Below are 24,042 nucleotides of genomic sequence, written 5' to 3'. Positions count from 1 at the left end.
AATTTTTGAATGCCGCCACTTATTACACCCTCTCCGCCGTCCGCATCACCGCGCTACGCGCTCTGGGATTTTGTCCGATCTCTTGTGCACCGGCCTTGATCGAAGCGCCGATTTTTTTCAATGCGCCTTTTTCGATTTCGCTCTCCCTGATCGGCAACTTGCCGGGATCGTATTTGCTGCCCGACTCTCGGCGAATAAATCGCTTCACGATCCGGTCTTCCAGCGAATGAAACGAGATCACGACCAAGCGCCCGCCAGGTTTCAATACCTGCACCGCCTGCCGCAACACCGCCTGCAATTCGTCCAGCTCATGATTGATTTCGATCCGTATCGCCTGAAACGCGCGGGTCGCGGAATGTTTGTGCCGCTCCGTGGACGGCGACGCCTCGGCAATCAACTCGGCCAGTTGCCGAGTCGTTTTGATCGGACTTTCTTGCCGGCGGGCCACGATCGCCTTCGCAATCCGCCGCGCATGACGTTCCTCGCCATATTCGAATAACACCCGCACCAATTCTTTTTCGGAGACCGTCGCGATCCAGTCCGCCGCAGAAGGGCCGATGCTGCTGTTCATCCGCATATCCAGGGGACCGTCCTTCATGAAACTGAAGCCTCGATCCGGATTGTCCAGTTGCGGCGATGAAACGCCGAGATCCAGCAAAACGCCGTCGATCTGCCCGGCCAAGCCTTCCTGCTCGACAATCGCAGTCAATTCCGAAAAGCAACCGTGAAACAATCGAAAACGGCCATCCCGCAACAACTCCTGCGCAGCGCTAGACTCGACCGCTTCCCGGTCTCGATCGATGGCCAAGAGACGCCCTTTCGCATCCAACCTCTGCATCAACGCACGACTATGCCCGCCGCGCCCAAACGTACAATCCAAATAAATCCCGTGACGCTTGACCGCCAATTGCGCAAGCGCCTCTTCCAGCATGACCGGTAAATGCGACACCGCTTTTCTCTTTAAAATGATAACGCGCCGAGCTCGTCCAATCCGTCGTTATCATCGCCGGCCAGCCATTCAGCTTCCTTGGACGTCCAGGCGTCTTCATTCCAGATTTCGAATTTGTTCAACTGTCCGACTAAAACGATCTTCTTTTCCATGTTGGCAAAACGTCTAAGTTTTTCAGGCAGCAATAACCTGCCCTGTGCGTCCATTTCACATTCCGAGGCGTTACCGATCAGAAAGCGCCGCAATTTGCCGGCCATCTTGTTCAGCGTCGGCAATTTACTGATCGTTTGTTCGAGTTTTTCCCATTCGGGCATGGGATAGAGCCAGAGGCAGCCGGCTTCGCCGACGCACAGTTCGTTGACCGCGACGGTTACGACCAGTTGACGATCGCAACACTCCTGCAATTCGTCCCGATAACGGGTCGGAATCGCCAGGCGTCCCTTATCGTCAAGATTGAGCGAACTAATGCCCCGAAACAAGCCCCCCCCCCAAAAAACTAAAAAAAAACCAAAATTTTCCACTCTCTCCCACTTAGGCTCCACTATAGATTTCTAGTGAACCAGAGTCAAGAGCCTTTACAACAAATTTCTTTCTTTTTTGACAATGACTTAGACAGGCATCGCTCGGACGCCTAAAATCAAAAAATGACAGACATACCAACAACATTGGATTTCATGAGGTTATAACAAACTAATGACAAATTACTTTAATAGCGCCCCAGAATCGGGCCGACAGGAGAAATCGCAAACAGGAAGGAAGAAAAATACAGGGGAAACGATTGACGCAACAAAAAAGATAAAGACTAGACGTTTGGCACGACCAAACAACCGAAAGCAAGGAACGTAAAAAACTGAAAGAGCCAGCCTGTAAGCCGGGTTCTGTCTTGAACAGCCATTCATCTAGGTTGCAAGTTACCTTGCAACTCAAGCAATCTACCCAGGAACCGCGCGGGCCGCGCGTTTGTTCCTCTATTTGATCTTGCTCCGGGCGGGGTTTTCCATGCCGCCTCTGTTACCAGAGACGCGGTGCGCTCTTACCGCACCTTTTCACCCTTACCCAGCCCCTAAATTTCCTGAAGACTTGACATCGATCACGCATCGGTCAAACTTTCAGGAAATTTAGGAGATGGGCGGTATATTTTCTGTGGCACTTTCCGTAGACTCGCGCCTCCCAGGCGTTACCTGGCGCCCTGCCCTATGGAGCCCGGACTTTCCTCCATTTTATCATTACGATAAAACAGCGACTGCTCAGCCGACTCTTTCGACGCGAAGTATATCACAGTTTTGTCATAATCGCCGATCGGAATCTATTAGCGCCTATTTTCATTCACTTTTCGCAGACCCAAGAACCAACGCCGCAGGATAAAGCGCTTTCTTGCGCGCGCCGGTTAGCTGCACCGCCAGTGCAACAGCGGTTGAAATCGAACATTCTTTCAGCAAAATTCGGAGTATTTTTTCCTGCTCATCCGTAATCTCCACCGGATGAACTCCTTTCGGCGCGCCCTCGACGATAATCACAAACTCGCCCTTCTGCATGTTGTGATCGGATTCGACCAAAACCAGCGCCTCGGCCAGCGATGTTTTGACGATTGTTTCATGCAGCTTGGTCAATTCCCGGGCAATCACGACCTGCCGATCCGGCAGCATTGTCTCACTCAAATCCCGCAGAGACGCCAGCACCCGGTGGCAAGACTCATAAAAGATCCATGTGTCGGGGGATGCTGCTTTTGCCTTGAAAAAAGATTTTCTTTCCGCCGACGCTCTTGGCGCGAAACCTTCGAATGAAAACCGCGCGGTCGGCAAGCCTGCCGCCGACAAGGCCGCAATCAGCGCACAGGCGCCCGGCAGCGGCGAAACCTCGATGCCTGCCTCTTTAACCATCCGCACCAGCGGCATGCCGGGATCGCTGACCAGCGGTGTCCCCGCGTCCGACACCAACGCAATCGACAGGCCCGCGCGCAATTTTTCCAGTAACTCCGCCGATGCGCGTTCTTCATTATGCTGATGCAACGAGATGACTTTCTGATTGATGCCATAATGCTGCAACAAGGTTTTGATATGGCGAGTATCCTCGGCGGCAATCAGATCAACCTGCCGTAGCGTCTCCACCGCCCGATAACTGATGTCGCCGAGATTCCCTATCGGAGTTGCTACCACATACAATTTACCGCGTTCATTCATCATGCATCCGCCCTAAGCAAGCTTTCATCAAGACAGACCGGAAAAACTGTGCCAAAATCATTCCACCTGCCTGAAATGCCTGTTAATCGTCAAAGCCCTCGATTATAACCCGGCGGAACCGCAAAAATCCTACCCGATATGAAGAATGATAAACCCTCCCTCTTGACTCTGCTGACCGGCATACCCTTTAGGGCGCCCCACCTATTGCGCGGCGACGACGCGGAAGAAAAAGCCCGGAAATTTCTGCGCAACAAGGGCCTGGTACTGGTCCGCAGGAATTTCCGCTGTAAACAGGGCGAGCTTGATCTGGTCATGAAGGACGGCCGGACCCTGGTAATCGTCGAAGTCAGATTCCGTCAATCAAACCGACACGGCAGCGCCTTGGAAAGCATTACCCGCGCCAAGCAATCGCGTATAATAGCCGCGACCCAGGTCTATTTATCCAAGCAAAAACTTGACTGCCCGCTCCGTTTCGACGTGGTGGCAATCAGCGGCGACGGCGGCATCGAGTGGATAACCAATGCCTTTTCATCGCAAAACTAGGACATGAGTTTACAAGAACGCGTCATCATCCATTTCACGAACAGCATAGATATCCAGCGGGAAGCGATGGACAATCTGTCCGAGTTGATCGGCTTCGCCTCGCAACGCCTCGTTCATGCACTGCTCAACGACAAGAAAATCATGACCTGCGGCAATGGCGGATCGGCCAACAACGCGCAGTTGCTGGCCGCCTCGCTGGTCAATCGTTATGAACGCGACCGCCCCTCACTGCCCGCCATTGCGCTTGGCAGCAGCATGACCATGCTGACCGCGATCGCGAACGACATGCAATACGACGACATTTTCGCCAAACCGCTACGGGCACTCGGACACAGCGGCGACATTCTGGTCGTATATACGATCGGCGGCCATTCCGCGAACACGCTGAAGGCGGTCAACAGCGCGCACGACAAGGGCATTTCGGTAATCGCGCTAACCGGCCAGGACGGCGGCAGCATTGCGCCGCTGCTGCATGAAAACGATCTGGAACTGCGCGTGCCGTCGAACTCCGCCGCGCATGTCTTGGAAACCCACCTGATGATCACGCACTGCCTATGCGACCTGATCGACTATCAAATTTTCGGCGGCTGAGCCGCCAGCATGACTAATCGACCCAAATTGGCGGCCGGCTTTTTATCCGGGCTCCGATCAATTCTGCCGCCGATGGCCATTCTGACCGATCCCGAAGACTGCTGGGCCTATGGCTATGATAACAGCCGCCGCCATTCCCTGCCGCAAGCTGTCGCGTTTCCGACCAGTCATGAACAAGTCGTCCAGATAGTTAACGCCTGCAACCAACACCAGACTCCCCTGACCGCGCGCGGACGCGGCACCAACACCGTCGGCGCGACCGTTCCGCTGCAGGGCGGACTGGTCGTCTCGCTCGAACGGATGCAAAAAATAATCGAATTTTCGCCCGAAAACCGTTTACTCATCGTCGAACCGGGGCTGACCAATCAGGAAATCCAAACGCTTGCCGGCAGCCGAGGCTTTTTCTGGCCTCCCGACCCGACCAGCGCTGCCTATTGCAGTCTCGGCGGCAATCTGGCCTGTAATGCGGCGGGACCGCGCGCGGTCAAATACGGCACACCGAGAGAGAATACGCTGGGACTGCGTGCCGTGACCGGCGCAGGCCGGGAAATCCGCACCGGTGTCCGCACCAGCAAGGGCGTGGTCGGCTATGACCTGACGCGTTTGCTATTGGGCTCGGAAGGCACGCTCGCGATCATAACCGAAGCGACATTGAAACTGACGCCGCTGCCGGAAGCGGTCCAAACCCTCAGGGCCATCTACCGTAGCGTGCTGGATGCGGCAATAGCCATCTCAACGATCATGGCGCAGCCGATCGTGCCGTGCGCACTCGAATTCATCGACGGCAACGCAATTGAAATGATCCGGCATCATTCCGCCTGTGACCTGCCCGCACAAGCCGGCGCACTGTTGATGATCGAAGTCGATGGCCCTCGCGAAGGCCTGAAAAGCATAGCAGCCAAGGTCGCCGATGCCGCTCGCAATGATGGACTGCTCGACATTCGCATTGCTAATACCGCGCAGGAAGTCGACGCGCTCTGGCAAACCCGCAAGGCCTTGGCCCCGGCCCTGCGCAGGGCCGCGCCAAAAAAAATCAATGAAGATGTAGTGGTGCCGGTGACCGCGATTCCTGATCTAATTGAGGGCCTCGACCGGCTGTCGGTCAAATACGACTTGCCGATCATCAACTTCGGCCATGCCGGCAACGGCAATATTCATGTGAACTTACTGCTAAATCCCGACACGCCCGGTCAAAGCCAAAAAGCGCAAAACTGTATGGATGAAGTGTTCACGATGGTGCTTAATCTCGGAGGCACCTTGTCCGGCGAACACGGAGTCGGTCTGGAAAAGAGGGATTTCATCGACCGCGAACTGGATGCAAATGTACTGGAACTGATGCGCGCGATCAAAAGACAATTCGATCCGAACGGGATATTGAATCCCGGAAAACTATTGCCGCCGGATTGACGCCAATGCGACTATAGAGTGAGTATTGCTTCGTAAAAGAAAACTGCCTACAAGTAGAAGAGAGCGATCAACAGGCCGATTTTCTTTGTTTGGAAAGATTGGCGACTGCAAAATCACCGAGTCCCAAACACCACGATCGTCTTGCCGTGCGCGGTAATCAATTGTTTTTCTTCTAATTCCTTTAACACGCGCCCGGCCATTTCCCGAGAACAGCCGACCAAGCGGCCGATTTCCTGGCGGGTAATATGCAACTGCATCCCGTCCGGATGCGTAATCGCATCGGGCTGCCTGCTCAGATCGAGCAAAGCCCTTGCAATCCGCCCTTCGACATCCATGAAAGCCAGATCGCAAAATTTGCGACTGGTCAGCAATAACCGTGACGCCAATTGATCGCCCAGCATATAAAGCAGGTCTGGTGCAAAGTCCAACAGCTCTTTTTTGAGCGCCTGTTTGAAACGCTCATAGCCGATCTCGGCCAAATGGCAAGCACTGCGCGTTCTCACGCTCACTTTGCGCACCTCGCTGCCCTTAAAAACACCGACTTCGCCGATGAACTCATTTTTGTTCAGATAGGCAAGGATGATTTCCTGACTGCCCTCTTCGTCTTCGGCGCAGATACTGACAGAGCCTTCGATAATGAAATACAGCCGGTCGCCGACATCGCCGGGCCTAATCACGGTCGCTTTGGCCGGATATTTTTTTTTATGGCATAAGTGCAAAAATGCGCTCAGTGCGCCTTGATTCAACGGCGTTGTGTTTTTTAACATGATGCTCCCGTCCACTGCGATCCCTCCTGACAATTGATTTCTACTCTATCGAGTTTAGCAAAAACTGCGCCCGCCAGGACAAAACATGAATATTTTTCTACGTGGTATATCGATTTTCCGAAAGGCACCGAACGCACAACATCCCGGATACCTGCATTTTCCACACCTGCCGCAGCGGCAAGCGCGGAAGAGCGGTTAATACCCTCTGGCCAAACTTGCAACCGCAACCGCCGGCGCGCAATCGGCGGCAGTCATGCCGTTTACATTTGTCATTGCAGGGAATAACTCCGAGAAATCGAGATAAGGATAGCCGATCGAATCAGCCAAGCACTTGACTAGAAAACGTCCTACCCCGGCACCGACGAAAGGTATCGATACAGCAAGACTCCCGCGCGCCAATTGTTTTTCACAGCCGCGGCGAATTTTTTGCAATTGCCTCGCGCGCAGATTTTCAGCCAATCTTTGCCACCGCGGCAATTCGACGGGATCGAAATCGCAGCCGACCATCCGCGACAAGCGCCTGGCACTCGCGAACACGGTTTTTTCGGCGCCGTCGGCCGTATCGGCCTGATCGTGAGCCTCGTTCAATTCTCCGGTCAGCCGGTACACATCCGCCATCGTCGCGAAGTATTCGGCCATCAGACCCACTTCACCGTCCCGGTCCTCGACGCACTCCGCAATCGCCATCACCGCAGTTCTGACGATGCCGGTATAGATCAACTCCTGAGTCACCAGGCGTTCATAATCGCTGTAGCCTTCGGCCTTCACCCTGCCTTTATCGAGCAGCAAAATATCGGTCGTCGTACTGCCGATATCGATAAACAGGCCGCGGCCGATTTTCTGCGCGGCATAACTTGCGCTTGCCAACCAGTTTGCCGAGGCGATCGATTCATAATGGCGGCTATCAAGCTTCGACGCATTCAAAAATCCCAGTTTACCGGCATAAATCAATAGATCGGCGCCCGGCAAAAGCCCAATCATCGTCTCGATGATCGTTTTGACGCCGTCATCGCGGCCCGCAAACAAATCGACCAGTTCGCCGGTCATCGTTATAGCATGACGATAAGGCGCGGACGGCAATTCGTGCATAATCGAATCAACCGCAGACCGGAGTTTGTCGAGGCCTTGCCACAACGGGCATGGTTTCTGCCTGATCGCGGTCAATTCGCCCCGCGCGTTCAACACGGCGGCTTTGATATGCGCACCACCGATGTCCCATCCGATTATTTCAATCGCCATCTATTTTCTGTTTGATCTGAACGGTTACCATTTTATTCATCGTGCGGTGAATAACTGGATCGCCATGCAATAACTGCAGTACCAGCGCGGCGGCATTAACTCCCAGGGCCGCATTCAGCCCCGCGAAGGAAGACGTTAAGCGGGGGTTGATTTCCAAAACCAGGGCTTGCGCGGGCGTTTCGATCAGGTCGATGCCGACGCAGCCCCATAAGCCGGGCACCGCCTTAGCAATGCCGGCAACCAAATCCTGATAAAGACTGCAATCGAAGCGATGATTGACCCGAATTGCGGAAAGTTGATACTGGTTGTTAACAATCTCGAATTGCTGCAAATTGACGGACAAAATCCAGCCCCGACCGTTTCTGAATAAACAGGACAGACTGGTTTTCTCGCCGCTCAGATGAGGCTGAATGATAAAGCGACCCGCACCCTGCCGGCACGCCGCGAGCCTGTCAAAATCAACCGAGTCCCGCACGAGATAGCTATCGCCACAGCCCGCTCCGTCTATCGGTTTGACGATACTCTCGCCCGGGAAAGAAGGGCAATCGGCGAAAAGTCGGGTCGCAACGGTCGGAATCTGCCGGCCTACCAAGCATTGGAAAGTCTTGAATTTGTCCGCAGTCAGCCGCACCGCTGCCGAAGCGGGCGCCAGCAAAGTTTTGCCAAGCCGCTCGACTACCCGGCACAACTTGAATAAAATCGCATCGAACTCCGGCGCAATAGGCCAGATCGCATCGTGCTGTTCGACCAGTTGTTCAAAACGCTCGAAACAGTCGTCTTGCGGGCCGATCAAGGCTATCTCGATAGCTGGCGACTCAACTTGAGCCGAAAGACGCGCATCGAGCATCACTGTAACGTCCAATTCCGGAATCTCGTTCAGCCCACCCAGCAACGCTTTAAGCATCAATAGACCTTCGCCGGCCAGTGACGCTGGCAACTCGTCTCGATTGAAGCCGCCGCCGCTAATGTATTCGAACACCAGAATTTTCATTGCGCGTCCATTATCATGCGTTTTTTCACCGCCTCATCGAAAGAGCATCGATGCAATCAAACGGAATATTGTATCATTGCTGTAACACGCTTTTGGATGAAGTCACTAAATCATGCAAGTTATTCCCGTAATCGATTTGAAAGACGGTTTAGTCGTACACGCCAGGCAGGGTAGGCGCGATTCTTATTTGCCGATTCATACCGCCTTATGCTTATCCGCAGATATTTTCGACGTGATCGACGCTTATCTGAATTTATATGATTTTCAGACTTTTTATATCGCCGACCTGAATTCTCTGGAGCAAAAAGGAGAGCATCAGAACTTGATCAACGCGGCGGCAGAGCGTTTTCCAGAACGCACCTTCTGGCTTGATAGCGGCTTCCCCCCCCCGCCGTCGCACAACAATACGCTTAAAAACATTAAAACGGTGCTCGGCAGCGAATCTTTTCGGGATGATACCGTGAATCTACTTGAAAGTTGCGCGAAGGATTTTATTTTGTCGCTGGACTCTGTCGGCACAAAACGCCTGGGAGCCGATAGCCTCTTTACGACACCCGGCTATTGGCCGAACGATATTATCATCATGACACTGGAGCGCGTCGGCAGCGATTCAGGACCCGATTTGGAAAGATTGGCGGCGTTTTATGGAAATTATCCCGACAAAAATTTTATTGCTGCCGGAGGCATCAGAAACTTGGAAGACTTGCTGGCGTTAAAAAAAGTCGGCATCGCACAGGCGCTGATTGCCAGCGCGCTGCATTCGGGTGCGATCGGACGCGCCGAACTCGCCGCGCTTTAGGCAAAAAAATACCCCAACGAGTGGGGTATTTTTTTGCTCCTAAAAAGCTAAAAGCTGATTAGTTGGCAGCGAATGGGTGTTTCGCAGTGCCTTTGGCGGCAACAACTTCAGCAGCGGTAGGAGAACCGGCAACAGCGCGAGCGATTGCTTCTTTGGTTGCTTTATAGTTGTATTCTTGGATTTTTGCGTCGTCTTCAGCAGCCCAGTGGATGAAAACGCCAACGCTGATGAACAGGTCATCGGCTTCGTCGGCTGGGATGGTGCCGTCTTCAACGCTGTCAGCAACAGCCATCGCGACGCCGCGTTGCGCTGGGCCAAACATTTGCACGGCTTGTTTTGCACCTTTGATGGTTACTTTATTGAACAAAATAGTTGCAGGCTTAACCATCAGGTTAGGCGCAACAACCGCCAACAAAGTAGAAAAACCGTCTTTGTTATTTGTCAAGGCGATAGCGAATGCGCTTTCAGCAGCCGAACCTCTTGGTCCGATGATCAGGTCGATGTGCGCAACTTCGTTGCCTTCGCCAACTAAAGATTCACCAACGCACAATTTATTGATTTTAGCCATGCTTGTTTTTCCCCTGTGAAGAAAAAAGTTAAAAAAAATGATTCCAGTTTAATATCGACTGTCGACTTATATCCGTGCTTGGCAACTCGCCGCTGTAGCGCTCGCCTCGCTCAAAACATCTTCCAACAATACGGTAAAAAGTGTTGCCACGGTTAGATCGGCCGTCGTACCGGGATTAATGCCCTTGGACTTGAATTCCTGATCTATTTGATAAAGCAACGGCAACATTTGCTCGGGACTTTCTGCTTTCAAAAGCGCATCACCAAGCCCAGCCATCCTGGCCGCTACCATCCCGGTGAATTGATCACCATACTTCCTTTCGATATGGCTATCGGGAAACCGGCTCAGCAATCCGGCATAAACCATTAGAGCCGCCCAATTACGACCAATCCTTCCACTTATAACATTGTAATACAATTTTGTGGAGAAATCGAATATATCTTGATAATTTGAGCTATATTGAAAGGCTATGCGGTCTCTCGAGGCCGCCAAACGCATCGCTTCGAGCAGGTTAACGGTCGCTTGTTGATGCACATCCTGCTCGCTCGCGCTGCCGAGTCCGCCGGGAGCGGCCAGCGTGATCGCCTTGAAAACCCAGTCCGCATCGTCGATCGTGGTCGAAGACAACACCCGCCTCAAAGCCTGCCGCAATGGCTCACCCAGCACCTGATACGCCGCCTGCACCAGCGGCGCGCACAGCAATATAATTCCGAGGTTCGTATTGCAGCCGACCGCCTCGCGCGTCGCCTTGACCGCGTAATAGATTTTCTCACCGAGGGAATAAGCGGGATTGCACAACGGCCCGGCGCTGGCTTCGGCGCTGCGTCGAAAGTCGGCTACCGTCATGTCGTGCCCGTCCGCATAGACGCTGATATTGCCCGGCTTGAACGCCTGCAATTCGATTTCGCAGGCTTCACGAAACAGCGCTTCGAGTGTTGACGGCGCTATCATGAAATTTCGGCGGGCGCCCCGGAGCGGGTCAATCCCAGATAGCGCCCGACCAAATCCTCGACCAGCAGCGCCGCGACATTCACGTCACAAACGCTTTCGAGCCCCTTCCAGGCAGGCACGCTGTTCACCTCGATCACCGTGTAATGACCGTCCCGATCGAGCATGATGTCGACGCCCGCATAATCCATCTCGAGCGTTTGGGTCGCCTTGATCGCCAGCTCGGCCAACTCACTGCTCGCATCGATCCATTCGCAGTCCGCACCCTGCGCGACATTATTCAACCACGATTTTCCGCGCCGCCGCATCGCGGCGACAGCACAGCCGTCGATTACGAACACGCGGTGATCGTGGTACCCCTCTCCGGCCGCGTGCACGAAGCGTTGCAGATAATAAACGCCGCGGCTCGAGGTCAACCAGAACAGATCGGTCATTTTTTCGATCCGGCGAATGCCTTCGCCCTGCGAGCCGAACAGAGGCTTGCTGATCAGCAAATGACCGTTTTGCAATTCGCTCCCGGCGATCCGCTGCGCCTCATCGGGATCGCGCAGCACCCAGGTCGGCGGGGTCGGCAAGCCCGCGCGCTGCAACAGAAAGCTGGTCATGCCCTTGTCGACACTGCGCTCGATCGCGCGGCCGTCGTTATAAACCGGAACACCCAAGAACTTCAAAGCATGCAGAATATCCAGATACAAGACGACTTCTTCGAGCGAACCGCCCGGCACGCCGCGTACAAACACGGCATCGGGAAGCACCTGTTCAAATCCCGGAATCCATATCGGCAGCCTGCCGGACGCCAGCGTAAGCCGGCATTCGGCCAGCGAAACGAATTCCGCGCTATAGCCGAACTCGGCAAACGCCAGGCTGAGCTGTTTGCCGTGCCACCCAGGATCGTCGGTAAAAATTGCAACGCGGCGCACGAATGCCTTTTACGCGCCGAAAGACTGATCCAGCAACGCATTGTCGAGCTTGCCCGCGCGGAAGCTCTTGCCCGACTCGACCGCGGTAACAATCACGCTGGCCGGACTGAACAGCATCGGATCGATCTTGAAGAAATCGTATTCGTATTGCTTGAAAATATCCGCAAACGGCTTGCCGTAATCTTTAGATGTCGAACTCGGCAATTCTTTCGCAAGCTTTTCGGCCGCCTCGTCGCTGCCCTTCACGAATAAATGCACCTGACCCGCGAATAGAATCGCGTCATTCGTGCGCCCCATAGCCTTCACGAAGTTCGGATGCGGCGGGCAAACCGGCGCGCTGCCGGAACCGTCGATGATGTTTTCAAGCGGAAAATGCAACGCGTGCGCCTTGTGCATAGCAACCTCGAGCACACGGGCAACGACCTGCAAACCGCCAGCCAGCGAACTGGTCGGCGTCACAATGATCGTCAGTTTGGACGGCTCGACCTTGCAGGCGCCGGCGACTCTTTCAACGATTTCCAGCGGCGGAATAGCATCGTTTTCGATCACCAGCGCGGTCGAATCAAAGCTGTCGCGGTAACCCAGTTCCTTATACAATTCCTCGACCGACTCCTCGCGACCCTCCTTCATCTTGGTCGCCAGCGCGCGCGCCGGGCCCGAGCCGAGCGCGTAATATTTCTCGTGCGACAGGCTCCAGCCCGCATACTGGCTGCCGAGGCAACCCAGTACCGGATTGCCGGTATGCACATTCACCGTCAATGGCCAGTTCGCGGTGTAAGGGCTGTGGCTCAGCGTGACCGTGCCCATGCCGCCGAGACAGATCTCGGCGATGATACGGCCGGCTTCGAGTCCGCCCGGCACCTTGATGCCGGCATCGATGATCGTGCAACCGTTATCGAGAGTCTCGACCGCCACCCGCAGTTTGTCCGCATTCGCGATCAAATGCCGTACCAGGGGCTGGGTCAATTTATTCACACTCGCTTGATATTCCATCTCACTGAACCTTAATTAATTGATTGAAAATTTGTTGCTGCCTGGCCGCAAGCGCCGCCAACACTTGCCGCGGCTCACTCCGGCGGGCGATGATGCTGCACACGGGCTGCCCCGGGCGACAAACAGCACCGGGTTCCGACCTGTCCCGAGCCCAATCGGGCCAGTGGAAAGCATCGGGAATCCGAAGGTCCGCATCAGCGTAAACGACTCGGAAGCCTGCAAAACTTTTTTGCTTCGGCAACGCATCCGGCAAGCTGCCTCGGCAGACTTCGATATGACGAGTCAGCAAATGGCCGTATAACTGCATGCTAGCGGACGGACGCGGATTGATCTCCAAAACATGGACTTGCTCGCCGTGTTGTATGAAATCGAGCGAATTCAGGCCTTTCAACGCAAACGCCTGGACGCATCGCGTCAACCAGCCGGAAATCAGCGCTTTCTGCCTGCGGGATAAAGTTGAATGATTAATAAGGCCGGAAAACGCGAATTCAAGGCCGGTGTTTAATTTGGCCGTAAATTGCGTGTTGAAACCGATCACACGCGCGCCTCTCGTGTCGGCCAAAAACAGCACGGAACCTGCCGTTCCAAGCTGGAATTTTTGCCAATAAGCGCATGAATCGATTACGCAATTCGCGTTATGACGGCGAATCCCCAAGCCGCCCTGTCCTTGCATCGGCTTGACCAGCCAGTCACAACCCGTATCAGGCGCGGTAAATGAGACTTCTGGAAAAGGAATGTTTAACGCGCCGAGGGTTGCAAAAAACTCGACCTTGTTTTGGAGCCCGCGAAAAACCGCAGGCGTGTTGCCCAGAATCGTGACGTGATGATTGAGGTAATCCAGGGTTTCCGGATGTGCTTCAAGGCCGCTGCCGTAAATGACTTGAGCGACTCCGTATCGCTCGATCAAATCATCCAGAACTGGCGCGACATGTCCGATCGCCAATGACGGCACCCGGAAGAACTCAACAGCATGAAGCCGGGTATCCAGGTCGGCATAAAGATCCAGCACCAATACCCGAAAACCGGCTTGGCGCGCGGCTTCGGCCAGCATACGACCGGAACCGGCGATGATCAGCAACATTTCGGAACGATTCGCCGGCACATGCACGGACACGCGGTCGGAGCCCGTCTAATCGATTATTCCACGACAACCAGGCCGCCGCTGTTGCGGGCGCTCGCACTGATAAACGTCAACGTATCGCCGGCCGCGAATTTATGCCTGGCCTGCTCGACCAGAACAGCCGCCCGCTCGATTCCATTCACCATGCAAAACCCGGTCGGCCCCCAGGAGGTTTGCCCCACCGCGACCGCGCCCTGCTCGGCCAGCCATTGCATCGCCGTGGCCACCTCGGGACTGGTATAAATGCCGCCTTGCACCGCCGCGAAATGCTCGCCGACCGCACGCTGCAAACGCGTAATCACTTCTCCAAACCTGACGATGTCATTCTCGGCTAGCGCCGGCAGCGCTTGCATCAACAGCAGATAACTCAATTGCTCTGCCTCGCGCCGGGGAAACGGCGGCAGCTCCTGAAACGCCTGAATCTCCTGCAAACCGTGCAGGCCCTGGCCGCGCTTGTCGAACACCAAAATAAAACGCCAAGCCTCAGGAATCGCCATTCGCGCCAACAACGGCGGCGTAATCGTATGTTCGCCGCGCCCGCCGTCCACAACCAGACCGCCCTGCTCGAACACACCGATGCCGATGCCGGAGCGCTGTCCCCTGACCATCACCTTCGCAATGTCGCGTATCGTCAAACCCAAATCATAAAACGCATTCAGAGCCGCCCCGATCGCGAGCGACATCTGTGTGCCCGACCCCAGACCGACATGCTCGGGTATCGCGCTTTCGATATTGATTCGGAGGTTATCCGGAATGTTAAATGCTTCGCACAACATCGTCAGACATTTTTCCGCGCGCACAACGGACGGCCCCGAAATACTGCGCCGGTCCGCGCCTGCAACCGTCAAACAAGTCGCCTGCTCGTTCAGCGCCACGCCGATGCTGCCGAAATGCCGGCCCAGGGAGCCGCTCAAATCGATAAACCCCATATGCAGCCGGGCCGGCGCGGTCACCGATACTTTCTGATGTCGAAATTGCAATGGATTATTGTCAAAGACTGCCTTGAAAAACGGCCGATTATACACGATCGGTTTGACAGCGGCGATCTAGCAGTTCATCACGCCCAACAACTCGCCCAAATCATTCAGCACGAACTTGCAGCGTGCAACCGTTGCCGCATCCACCGGCAAGGCCGACGGCGCCATCACCGGCAAAGCTCCCGCATTAAATGCCGCCTCGATGCCGGCGGACGAGTCTTCCAACACAATGCAGCGGTCGATCGAAACGCCAAGCGCGGCCGCGGCTTTCAAAAAAATATCGGGCGCCGGCTTGCCGCGTTCGACTTGGTCGCGCGTGATAATCGTCGAAAAGACGCCGCCGAGGCCGGCCAATTGCAGGCATTCTTCCGCATTGGCCGCCGCGCTGTTGGTCGCGAGACAATAAGGGATGCCTTCCCGATCCAGATAATCCCGAAGCGAATGGAAGCCGCGCTTGACCTCGATGCCGCGCGCCGCCACATAATCACGCCAACATGCCGCGCTCAAGCGATTGAATTCACTTGGATCGAAACCGGGGCCGCAAAAGCCTTCGATCGTCCGCAGAACCGCATCCATCGACAACCCGGACAACGCCTCCAGGAATACATCCGGTAAGTCTTGATGCATCGCCCGCCCGGCTTCGCGCCAGGCCATCCGGTAAGTCTTTTCGGTATCGAGCACCAAGCCGTCCATGTCGAAGATGACCGCCGCCACATCGGCCCATCTAAGCATCGATCACCTTAATATGTTCGCCGTGCGCCTCCCGACTGGAGCCGACCACGATCTGTTGCACGCCTTGCGCGTTCTGTTCGAGCATGCCCGACACTTCGACCCTTTCGCCATTGAACGCCTGACCCGCATAAGTTGCAGTAAAGCAAACGATCGCGGCGATCGAATCATGATCGATTCGATAAACGGACGGATAATCGAACGCACGCGTATCATCCGCGATCCGGCAGATCAGCGTAATCGGACCAAGCTTTTGATAGACGGCCTTTCGGCCCGGTTCTTCCTGCTCGATCAGACTCAGGTCGAATTTGCGGCCATTCACCAGAGCCTTGTTGAATTTACGCTTCTCGTGCCGGACATATTCGTCATAACTCAACGAACAGTTCCGGCGCTGATACGATTCCCGCCAATCACTGTCGGCCAGATCTTGCAGGTGGTTCTGTTCGATCAGAGTCCTCACGCCGGCACGGCAATGATGAAACGACCCGCGCCCGTAGCTGACCAGATCAATATCCGAACTGTCTTTTTGTGCTCCGACCAGTATCGATCCGGTAATGCCGACCGTATCCAAATCCACACCTTGCTGCATCAGCAATACGCCGAGCGCAACCACATCGCGCTCGATCGGATCATGATCATGGCTTTGCATGATATGACGCAAGCGATGCCGCGGCTGGTGGCATCTGACGATCCGCTCGACTTCAACCGCATGCAAATACGCATCCAACACAGGCGAATAATGCAGATAATCGGGATGATGCCGCCGCAAATATGCATTCGCCTCGGCGGTCGCCTGCTTGCGCCACTCCCCGCCGTCTTTCACATAACGCAAAAAACACAACGCCTTGCCCTGCTCCAGACCGGGGTTGACGACCGCAAACAACAGACCTTCGGCGGTTTCGATAAAGTCTTTGGGGAAAAACATGAATAGATGCGAAGTAAAAAACAGAAAAAACAAGGGCGGCAACTTTTGACGATATTAAAGCATCGCCCTTCAACTGACTTCATTGAAGAAACAATCAGAGGAATTTATAAAATTCTTATATATCAGCCCAGATTTTACCGGGCATGAGCCAACTTGTCTAATCGATTGATTGGCAACCCGGAACAACCATGCGCCTCATTTATTTCATTTATCCGCGTATTGTCGTAGACCTGCTTGGCCGCCATTCAAAACGTCGAACGACATCCCGCGACTACTCGCCGAAATAGACCACGGCGTTTTGGGCAATCGTAGGAGTTGTCCACGAAGATCTTCTCGCATTAAATTCGGCAGACTGCTCGGCATAGATAATCGCCTTCCTTGGCAAATATCTCAGAACTACCGGCTCGTATCGCGCGGCACCGGTATTAGAGCAATCCCAACAATCTCTGCGCCTCGTCGTGGTTATGTTGGGAACCATTTTTTCCATCCGGCGCCTTGATCTTGTTCCAAATCAGTTTCTCGCTGTCTTTCGACAGCACCCAACCCAGCGCGGGCGGATTCTCGCCCTTGTTCAAATCGATACGGAAATGAAAAAATTCCGGCTTGGCGCTCTCCGATAAATGACAACCCTGCGGCCAGCGGCCGCACTCATCGACCCAGGCGATCAGGTTCTTCACGCCGGCTATCCCATGGCCTTCGCGCGAGTTCAGAATACCCAGGATCGGCCCCAGCGTTTCATTCGCGCCATTATTATCGGTCAGGCGGGTGAATTTACCGTTGAAATCGGTTACCGCCGGCTGTGCATCGGCCACTTCCGGTTGCGGCTTTATCCACACATCCTTAGGACATTTGACCAAACCGTCGTCGCCTTTGCCGCAAACCAGTTGATTGTCATTCGTGATCACCACGACGATCGGCTTGATCGCATAGCGTTCAAAAAAGGATTTCCCATCGCCGCCTTTCAGAGTCTCCAGTGCTTGCAGCAACTCTTGCAACGTGATCGCGCCATTGTTTTCAAAATAACCGCCGTCGAGCACATGCCCATTATCCTCGCGCATCTCGAACCAGCCACCGTCATAAGGCAGCGTGCCGGGCGGGCTAACATAAGTAAAGCGCGCGCTATTGCCGGCCGCCACCGACAGCGGCATATCGCTCCCCTCAAGCAACTCGATCAAATCGACATCGTCCGCGAAGGTTGTTGAATCGAGCGGAAAAGGGCTGGTAATCATCTTTCTGCCGGTTTCCATATGCGTATTGTTCAGCAGCAGTAAGGGCAGCCATTTGTTCGCGCCGCCGGGCTTGTTCCAGGTACTCGAATAGGGCTCCGCCATACCCGCGCTACCGTCGAACGCCCTCGACCAGGCTTTCTCCCACCCGGTTTCCAACGCTTTTTGCCGGTCGGGCAAAATGCCGAAAGGTAAAAAGCGCTGCAATAGATCATTAAAGAGCAGCGCGGAAATGGTCGGTCCCAGGAAATCGTGAGACAGCATATCGCGCGCGCGGCTTTGCAGACAATCCTTGCCATCGGCTTTCGCGCAATCGATGTTTTGTTTCAGCAATGCACTGTAAAATGCCGCCCCGACGCTGCCTCCGGATACGCCGCTGATCGCAAACACCGACTCGGCAAATTTCGGATTGTTGTCGGCCAAATACGTCAGCACTGCCGCGGTCCAATGCGATGCGCGAATGCCGCCGCCAGCCGCCGCGACGAAAATCATCGGCCTGACCTGGTTTGCCCCGGGCTGATTGCGCTGAGCCCATTGCTCGGCAAACGCTTCCAGTTTGGGCCGTTGCGGCATAGGGTCCAGCAGGCGAAGCCCGTGGTTATCGTTAAAGAAACTGAACACGGCCGCGACAATGAATAATATCGATAGCACCGGAAACTGCGTCGCCTCCCCATAATCCAAGTGGCTGTTGCGGGTGACAATGCTGCGGATGATGAAATTGCCGGAGGCGGTCAGCGATCCGAAGCCCAGCACCGCAATGCCGGCGGCGCCGAAAGTGAAGCCCAGCCAGACCGGCGCGAAGGTAGCCAATATCAACAGGACCAGCACATAAACGATCGTAAAAGCGCCGGACGACGCATGCAAGTTGTCCAACTGCGCCCAATGCTCCTCGATGCGAATGCCTTTTTTTGCGCACACTGCTTGAATCCATTTACGCCGGCCCATCGTCAGCGCGTAAAACAAAATCGCCAGGCCGAAGTCCGCTGCGATCAAGAGTCCGTGCGGCGAGAAAAACGCGATCCGGCCGTGCTTGACAGGCATCCATAACGCCAACAGGGAAACCAAAAAAACCAACATGCCTAGAATTCTCGGCCAATGCTCGACCCAGCCCGATTCAGACTCCATCGCCTTCGCGCAGCAATTCTTGCCTTTAGTCAGACGGCCGAGCCATGTTTTTTCCTGCAGCGCCGCGCTGAGATAATGCCAGCCGCTTAATTGCTCGCCGGTCGGATCGACGCGCTTCTCGACCATTTCAAGCACCTTGCGGGTCCCGATCCAGGCTTGGAATGCCCACAAGAACACGCCAAAAAGAAAAACCAGCGCATGACCCAGGCTGGTGCTGAGACGAATGGTCAATTCAGCCCCCTGGCTGTTGGGCAGAAACAAAAAGACCGCGGCGAAAGCCAGAATGAATAAGGTGACCCGGCTGCACTTTATCAAATCGAAGAAAAAATCATATTTTTGCCAGATTCCGGACAGTTTGGCCAGCCAGGCGCCAAATACGAGAATCCCTTCATTAATACATGCCCAAAACGGCAACGGATTGCCCGGCGCCGGAAGCAAGCATTGCTTGAGCCTCGGCAACAGGTTTTTGATGAACTGTAGCTGCATGAATCCCCCCAATAGACTAGATGAACAGGCGCGATGCCTGCCGTCAATAAATCCGGCGGAGATGCCATCACAGAGAAAATGAAGTTGATCCGCCGTATCTGGCCGCCATTATTCCCGGCGGCCTCGCGTTCATGCTCCCTGCGACTTTCAGAAACCTGCCGAAAAAAATCAGCGGTTCAGGCTGCCGAACATAGACTAACAAAATTTACAAGTCAATATCTCATTACGACGATTCACACATTTTAAAAAAAGCCCGTCACAATAGATTGCGACGGGGTTGGCCTGGCCGCATTAGACGCCTGATCTTAGACAACTTGAAAGTCATCTTGTCAGGGAGCGCCAGCACACCCTGACCTACACGACCGCCAAAATAGAATTAAGTTACAATTAAGTATGACTTAATGAAAACACTAGATAATATTTTTACCAAAATCCATAAGGTTTTAGCCCATGCAAAAAACCGTCAAGCTGATTTCTCTGGCACCAGAAAGCCATCAGGGCTCCGTGACCCTCATATTGCAACGGCTGGGTTTTGATTTCACAATCATCGATCCTGTCGTCTGGCTGCAACAAAAATTTCAGGAACACGGCACGCGCATCATTCTGCTTTTACCCGAAACCGATTTTCCGATCGAAAAGATCGCCAGGGCTATCCTGTCCACCCCCAATTCCGCTTATCTGCTGATTTATTCGTCGCCACTGACCGCTGAACTTAACCCGATCCTGCAGGCATGCGGCGATTGTTGCCGGTGGCCTTGCAGCCCCTTCGAACTGGATTTCCGTTTGCAGCGGTTGCCGACTGGACAAAGCACGGCACTCGATTTGAACTCACTGGATTTGGAAGCGGCGGCATGGAAGAATTTGAACCTGATTGGCCAATCGACGTTATTTCTGAATACCCTGGCTTTCATCAAGAAAGCATCTCATTGCGACGCGCCGGTGCTGATCGAAGGCGAAACCGGTTGCGGCAAGGAAGTCGCCGCGCGGGCAATTCATTATCTGGGCAACCGCAAGGATTATCCATTCGTACCGATGAATTGCGGCGCGATACCCGATCATCTGTTTGAAAACGAACTCTTCGGCCACGAAAAAGGCGCCTATACCGACGCCAAACAAAGCCAGCAGGGCCTAACCGAGCAGGCGCACCGCGGCACGCTTTTTCTGGATGAAATCGAAGCGTTGCCGGCCAAGGGGCAAGTTACCTTGTTGCGCTTCATCGAAGACAAAATGATTCGACCGTTAGGGTCGAAAACGAGTAAGAAGGTCGATGTCAAAGTCATTGCGGCCAGCAATCTCAACTTGTCCGAACTGGTCGCCAAAGGCCTGTTCCGCCAGGATTTGCTGTTTCGTCTGAATCTCTTGCATTTGCAACTACCGCCGCTCCGGGAACGCAAGAGCGACATTCCGTACCTGGCCGAACATTTCATCGAAAAATATCGCCGCCAGTACCAACAACCGTTGAAACGCCTGCATCCCGAAACGCTGGCCTGGATGATCGCGCACCACTGGCCCGGAAACGTCCGTGAACTGGAAAATTTTGTGCACCGATCTTTCTTGCTATCGCAGGATGCGGACATCATTCTTAGCGAAGCGTCGCGCCCTGACAAGCAGGCGGAAGAGCGCCGAAAATTATTTGAACGTCGCCAACATTTCGACTTCGACGCGCCTTTCAACGAAGCCAAGAACCATGCGATCGATCACTTCGAACAACGCTATCTGACCTGGCTGATCTCCAGCGCCAAAGGCAATGTCACACAGGCCGCCGGCATTGCGCAAAAAGAACGCCGTGCCCTGGGCAAACTGCTCAAAAAGCATGCAATCAACCCCATTTTATATCGCGGCATCTGAAGCGGTCATTTCTTCAAGCCCTGATAGATGTCGCCGACCGCTCGCAACTACGCGTGCGTTGCTTTATCTTCCGATCCATAAATAGCTTACTTCTTGCAAAGCTTAACGGCGTAGTTATGGGTCAAATTTAACCCATAGCACTGCTTCCCTGCCGAAATAAAACTCATTTGTTTTTCATAGGGATAAGTAGTTTTAAACGGAATAGACCGGGTCAAATTTTACCCTGCGCCACTGTCTGTCAGTTTTTTATTGATAATTATCAGTCAGATAAGAATTGGCACGCATATTGTTGCCGCATGGACAAGATTCAAGGCGAGGCAGAATATGCCCGACACAAACGATTCCGAGGTCCGGCGGATAGCCGAGAAGATTGCGTGCTATCTGCGCGCCCATCCTTATGCGGCGGATACAATCGAGGGCGTTGCGGAATGGTGGCTGCCGAGCAAAGGAATTGAAGTATCGGCATCGACGATTCAGCAGGCGCTGGATGATTTATGCGCGCAATCGGTCGTTGTCTGTCATGCCCATCCCAACGGCAACAACATTTATTCAAGTCAGCAAGCGCAAGACGAATAGTCAGCAAACAGGAGACTCAACATGCCAGTATCACCCACTTACCCCGGTGTCTATATCGAGGAAATCCCAAGCGGCGTGCGCACCATTACGGGCGTCGCCACGTCGATTACCGCCTTCATCGGCAGAGCCAAGCGGGGGCCGGTCAACAAAGCCACCGTGATCAACAGCTACGCGGATTACGAGCGGATTTTCGGCGGTCTGGATTTGAATAGCGCGATGAGCTACGCGGTCAGGGATTTCTATCTTAACGGCGGCGGTCAAGCCATCATCGGCCGGCTTTTTCAAATCAATGTGGGTGAGGAGCCGCTGGCTGTCGTCACGGTAGGGACATTGTTATTGGCTGCGGCGAATGAAGGCTCATGGGGCAATAAACTCAGAGTCCGGGTGGATCATAATGTTTCTGCCGATGTCGCTGCCGCACAAGGTCTGACTGTAAACGATCTGTTCAATATCACGATCCGTGACACCGGCACGGGCGCGACCGAAACTTATTTGAACGTATCGGTTGCTAACGGCCCAAGGCGCATCGACAGCGTTCTCGAAAACCAATCCCGGCTGGTCCGGGTGCAAGGTGCGTTACCCATGGCCCGACCGGCTCCCAGTGCCGACCCGATGCCGGGCCAGGACCCGTTCGGCATCAATGTTCCGGCTACCAACTATCCCGCCACAACCAATGCGATCGATAGCCAGGCACTGGCGATAGCCTCTTACACCGGCGCCGGTCTCAGCGACGCCAAGCAGGGGCTTTATTTATTGAAGCAAGCCGATCTGTTCAACCTGCTGTGCCTGCCTGTCGAAGGAACGGCGAATTATCCGGCCGGTTTATTGTCCGCAGCGACCGCCTTGTGCGAGCAATGCCGAGCACTGCTTCTGGTCGATCCGGACAGCACCTGGACAAACAAGGATGCCGCGCGTGACGGCGTCAGCACCTATATCGGCACGAGAAGCCGGAATGCCGCTTTATTTTTTCCGCGACTGCAGCAACCGAATCCGCTCCGCGATAATCAGATCGAAGAATTCGTGCCCTGCGGCGCGGTGGCCGGCGTGTTTGCCCGCACCGATGCGACGCGCGGCGTCTGGAAGGCGCCTGCCGGCATCGAAGCGACGTTGAATGGCCTGTCCGGCTTGTCGGTCAATTTGAACGATGCCGAAAACGGCGAACTGAATCCGTTGGGCATCAATTGTCTGCGCAATTTTCCGGTGATCGGCAAAATCGTCTGGGGCTCGCGGACCTTGCGCGGCGCGGACATTCTGGCCGACGAATGGAAATATGTCCCGGTGCGCCGACTGGCGCTGTATATCGAAGAAAGCCTGTTCCGCGGCACGCAATGGGTCGTTTTCGAGCCGAACGACGAGCCGTTGTGGGCGCAAATCCGGCTGAACGTCGGCGCGTTCATGAATACGCTGTTCCGCCAAGGCGCGTTTCAGGGCACCACCGCGCGGCAGGCTTATTTCGTCAAATGCGACAGCGAAACCACGACTCAGAACGACATCGACCGCGGCATCGTAAATATCGTGGTCGGCTTCGCGCCGTTGAAACCGGCCGAATTCGTGATCATCAAACTCCAGCAAATCGCTGGCGAACTGCAAGTTTAACAGGAGAAAATCATGGCTCAGTTTAGTGTCAACCCGCAACGATTTGATCCTTACAAAAACTTCAAATTCCGCATCAAGTGGGATGGCCGCTTCGTCGCCGGCGTCAGCAAAATCGGCGCGCTGAAGCGTAGCACCGAACTGGTCGAACACCGCGAAGGCGGCGATCCGAGTTCCTCGCGCAAATCGCCCGGCCGCACCAAATTCGATGCGATCACGCTGGAGCGTGGCGTCACCCACGACACCGAATTCGAAAAATGGGCGAACAAGGTGTGGAATTTCGGTTCCGGCCTGGGCGCGGAAGTGTCGCTGCAAGACTTCAGAAAAGACATCATCATCGAGGTCTATAACGAAGCCGGCCAACTGGCGATTGCCTACAAGGTTTATCGCTGCTGGGTTTCCGAATACCAGGCGCTGCCGGAACTGGACGCGAATGCGAATGCGGTCGCGATTCAAACGATCAAGCTCGAAAACGAGGGCTGGGAGCGCGATTTGGATGTGACCGAGCCCAGCGAGCCGCAATTTACCGAGCCCGCGTGATT

The 24,042-nt window shown here is 54.5% G+C and carries 23 protein-coding genes and 1 other RNA gene; 8 read left to right on the top strand and 16 right to left on the bottom strand.

Annotated elements, in window-relative coordinates; all coding sequences use genetic code 11:
* Window positions 1-22 precede the first annotated feature (22 nt).
* The 4 genes from rsmH to rsmI all read right to left on the bottom strand — a co-directional run bounded on the left by rsmH (window position 23) and on the right by rsmI (window position 3,132).
* Window positions 23-949, bottom strand: coding sequence for a 16S rRNA (cytosine(1402)-N(4))-methyltransferase RsmH (gene rsmH / locus U2W12_RS11055; protein WP_326500742.1), 927 nt, complete (start codon window positions 947-949; stop codon window positions 23-25).
* Window positions 950-960: 11 nt separating this feature from the next.
* Complete coding sequence (mraZ, locus tag U2W12_RS11050; RefSeq protein ID WP_326500741.1) at window positions 961-1,428, bottom strand: division/cell wall cluster transcriptional repressor MraZ; 468 nt, start codon at window positions 1,426-1,428, stop codon at window positions 961-963.
* A gap of 372 nt (window positions 1,429-1,800) precedes the next feature.
* Window positions 1,801-2,208: RNase P RNA component class A (gene rnpB / locus U2W12_RS11045), an RNA gene on the bottom strand.
* 63 nt (window positions 2,209-2,271) lie between these two features.
* Window positions 2,272-3,132: a 16S rRNA (cytidine(1402)-2'-O)-methyltransferase gene (gene rsmI, locus U2W12_RS11040; RefSeq protein ID WP_326500740.1), complete on the bottom strand. Its 861-nt coding sequence runs from the start codon at window positions 3,130-3,132 to the stop codon at window positions 2,272-2,274.
* Window positions 3,133-3,267: 135 nt separating this feature from the next.
* Between rsmI and U2W12_RS11035 the strand changes: the two genes are divergently transcribed.
* Genes U2W12_RS11035 through U2W12_RS11025 form a run of 3 tightly spaced genes read left to right on the top strand, consistent with a single transcriptional unit; the run spans window position 3,268 to window position 5,670 of the window.
* Window positions 3,268-3,672 (top strand): YraN family protein, encoded by a 405-nt coding sequence (locus U2W12_RS11035; protein WP_326500739.1) that lies wholly within the window; start codon window positions 3,268-3,270, stop codon window positions 3,670-3,672.
* A 3-nt stretch (window positions 3,673-3,675) separates the two neighbouring features.
* Window positions 3,676-4,263 carry an SIS domain-containing protein gene (locus U2W12_RS11030; RefSeq protein ID WP_326500738.1) on the top strand — a complete coding sequence of 196 codons (588 nt, stop codon included), beginning with the start codon at window positions 3,676-3,678 and terminating at the stop codon, window positions 4,261-4,263.
* A 9-nt stretch (window positions 4,264-4,272) separates the two neighbouring features.
* On the top strand, window positions 4,273-5,670 hold the full coding sequence (locus U2W12_RS11025; RefSeq protein ID WP_326500737.1) for an FAD-linked oxidase C-terminal domain-containing protein: 1,398 nt from the start codon (window positions 4,273-4,275) through the stop codon (window positions 5,668-5,670).
* A 113-nt stretch (window positions 5,671-5,783) separates the two neighbouring features.
* Here U2W12_RS11025 and crp read toward each other — a convergent pair whose 3' ends face one another.
* The 3 genes from crp to U2W12_RS11010 all read right to left on the bottom strand — a co-directional run bounded on the left by crp (window position 5,784) and on the right by U2W12_RS11010 (window position 8,667).
* A complete protein-coding gene (crp, locus tag U2W12_RS11020) occupies window positions 5,784-6,437 on the bottom strand; it encodes a cAMP-activated global transcriptional regulator CRP (protein WP_326500736.1) in 654 nt (217 codons plus the stop codon).
* A gap of 195 nt (window positions 6,438-6,632) precedes the next feature.
* Window positions 6,633-7,676, bottom strand: a complete 1,044-nt coding sequence (locus U2W12_RS11015) for a hydantoinase/oxoprolinase family protein (protein ID WP_326500735.1) — start codon at window positions 7,674-7,676, stop codon at window positions 6,633-6,635.
* On the bottom strand, window positions 7,666-8,667 hold the full coding sequence (locus U2W12_RS11010; RefSeq protein WP_326500734.1) for an ATP-grasp domain-containing protein: 1,002 nt from the start codon (window positions 8,665-8,667) through the stop codon (window positions 7,666-7,668). Before U2W12_RS11010 ends, U2W12_RS11015 begins: the two co-directional genes overlap by 11 nt.
* A 112-nt stretch (window positions 8,668-8,779) precedes the next feature.
* On the opposite strand from U2W12_RS11010, the gene U2W12_RS11005 reads away from it, so the two are divergent.
* Entirely contained in the window at window positions 8,780-9,466 is a 687-nt protein-coding gene (locus tag U2W12_RS11005) for a HisA/HisF-related TIM barrel protein (RefSeq protein WP_326500733.1), read from the top strand.
* Between the two features lie 58 nt (window positions 9,467-9,524).
* Here the strand turns inward: U2W12_RS11005 and fae are convergent, their stop codons facing one another.
* From fae to U2W12_RS10960, 9 genes are all read right to left on the bottom strand, one after another.
* The gene (fae, locus tag U2W12_RS11000) at window positions 9,525-10,034 is read right to left on the bottom strand and encodes a formaldehyde-activating enzyme (RefSeq protein ID WP_326500732.1); all 510 of its coding nucleotides are present in this window, start codon (window positions 10,032-10,034) and stop codon (window positions 9,525-9,527) included.
* Between the two features lie 66 nt (window positions 10,035-10,100).
* The gene (locus U2W12_RS10995) at window positions 10,101-10,985 is read right to left on the bottom strand and encodes a triphosphoribosyl-dephospho-CoA synthase (RefSeq protein ID WP_326500731.1); all 885 of its coding nucleotides are present in this window, start codon (window positions 10,983-10,985) and stop codon (window positions 10,101-10,103) included.
* Complete coding sequence (locus U2W12_RS10990; RefSeq protein WP_326500730.1) at window positions 10,982-11,902, bottom strand: RimK family alpha-L-glutamate ligase; 921 nt, start codon at window positions 11,900-11,902, stop codon at window positions 10,982-10,984. Before U2W12_RS10990 ends, U2W12_RS10995 begins: the two co-directional genes overlap by 4 nt.
* Before the next feature lie 9 nt (window positions 11,903-11,911).
* The gene (gene mch / locus U2W12_RS10985) at window positions 11,912-12,895 is read right to left on the bottom strand and encodes a methenyltetrahydromethanopterin cyclohydrolase (protein ID WP_326500729.1); all 984 of its coding nucleotides are present in this window, start codon (window positions 12,893-12,895) and stop codon (window positions 11,912-11,914) included.
* A 1-nt stretch (window position 12,896) separates the two neighbouring features.
* Window positions 12,897-14,009, bottom strand: coding sequence for an ATP-grasp domain-containing protein (locus tag U2W12_RS10980; protein WP_326500728.1), 1,113 nt, complete (start codon window positions 14,007-14,009; stop codon window positions 12,897-12,899).
* Window positions 14,010-14,032: 23 nt separating this feature from the next.
* Complete coding sequence (locus U2W12_RS10975) at window positions 14,033-14,995, bottom strand: beta-ribofuranosylaminobenzene 5'-phosphate synthase family protein (protein WP_326500727.1); 963 nt, start codon at window positions 14,993-14,995, stop codon at window positions 14,033-14,035.
* Window positions 14,996-15,061: 66 nt separating this feature from the next.
* Window positions 15,062-15,724 (bottom strand): HAD family phosphatase, encoded by a 663-nt coding sequence (locus U2W12_RS10970; protein ID WP_326500726.1) that lies wholly within the window; start codon window positions 15,722-15,724, stop codon window positions 15,062-15,064.
* On the bottom strand, window positions 15,717-16,646 hold the full coding sequence (locus tag U2W12_RS10965) for a hypothetical protein (RefSeq protein ID WP_326500725.1): 930 nt from the start codon (window positions 16,644-16,646) through the stop codon (window positions 15,717-15,719). Before U2W12_RS10965 ends, U2W12_RS10970 begins: the two co-directional genes overlap by 8 nt.
* Before the next feature lie 425 nt (window positions 16,647-17,071).
* The gene (locus U2W12_RS10960) at window positions 17,072-19,483 is read right to left on the bottom strand and encodes a hypothetical protein (protein ID WP_326500724.1); all 2,412 of its coding nucleotides are present in this window, start codon (window positions 19,481-19,483) and stop codon (window positions 17,072-17,074) included.
* Between the two features lie 450 nt (window positions 19,484-19,933).
* On the opposite strand from U2W12_RS10960, the gene U2W12_RS10955 reads away from it, so the two are divergent.
* The 4 genes from U2W12_RS10955 to U2W12_RS10940 all read left to right on the top strand — a co-directional run bounded on the left by U2W12_RS10955 (window position 19,934) and on the right by U2W12_RS10940 (window position 24,040).
* On the top strand, window positions 19,934-21,331 hold the full coding sequence (locus U2W12_RS10955) for a sigma-54 dependent transcriptional regulator (RefSeq protein ID WP_326500723.1): 1,398 nt from the start codon (window positions 19,934-19,936) through the stop codon (window positions 21,329-21,331).
* A gap of 324 nt (window positions 21,332-21,655) precedes the next feature.
* On the top strand, window positions 21,656-21,907 hold the full coding sequence (locus U2W12_RS10950; RefSeq protein WP_326500722.1) for a hypothetical protein: 252 nt from the start codon (window positions 21,656-21,658) through the stop codon (window positions 21,905-21,907).
* A gap of 21 nt (window positions 21,908-21,928) precedes the next feature.
* Complete coding sequence (locus U2W12_RS10945) at window positions 21,929-23,503, top strand: phage tail sheath C-terminal domain-containing protein (RefSeq protein ID WP_326500721.1); 1,575 nt, start codon at window positions 21,929-21,931, stop codon at window positions 23,501-23,503.
* A 12-nt stretch (window positions 23,504-23,515) separates the two neighbouring features.
* The gene (locus U2W12_RS10940) at window positions 23,516-24,040 is read left to right on the top strand and encodes a phage tail protein (RefSeq protein ID WP_326500720.1); all 525 of its coding nucleotides are present in this window, start codon (window positions 23,516-23,518) and stop codon (window positions 24,038-24,040) included.
* Window positions 24,041-24,042: the final 2 nt, after the last annotated feature.

It is taken from the genome of Methylomicrobium sp. Wu6, assembly GCF_035916875.1.
In the GTDB taxonomy this organism is placed as follows: Bacteria; Pseudomonadota; Gammaproteobacteria; order Methylococcales; family Methylomonadaceae; genus Methylomicrobium.
Note: the sequence above shows the minus strand (reverse complement) of the source record. Positions and strands in the feature narration are given on the sequence as shown.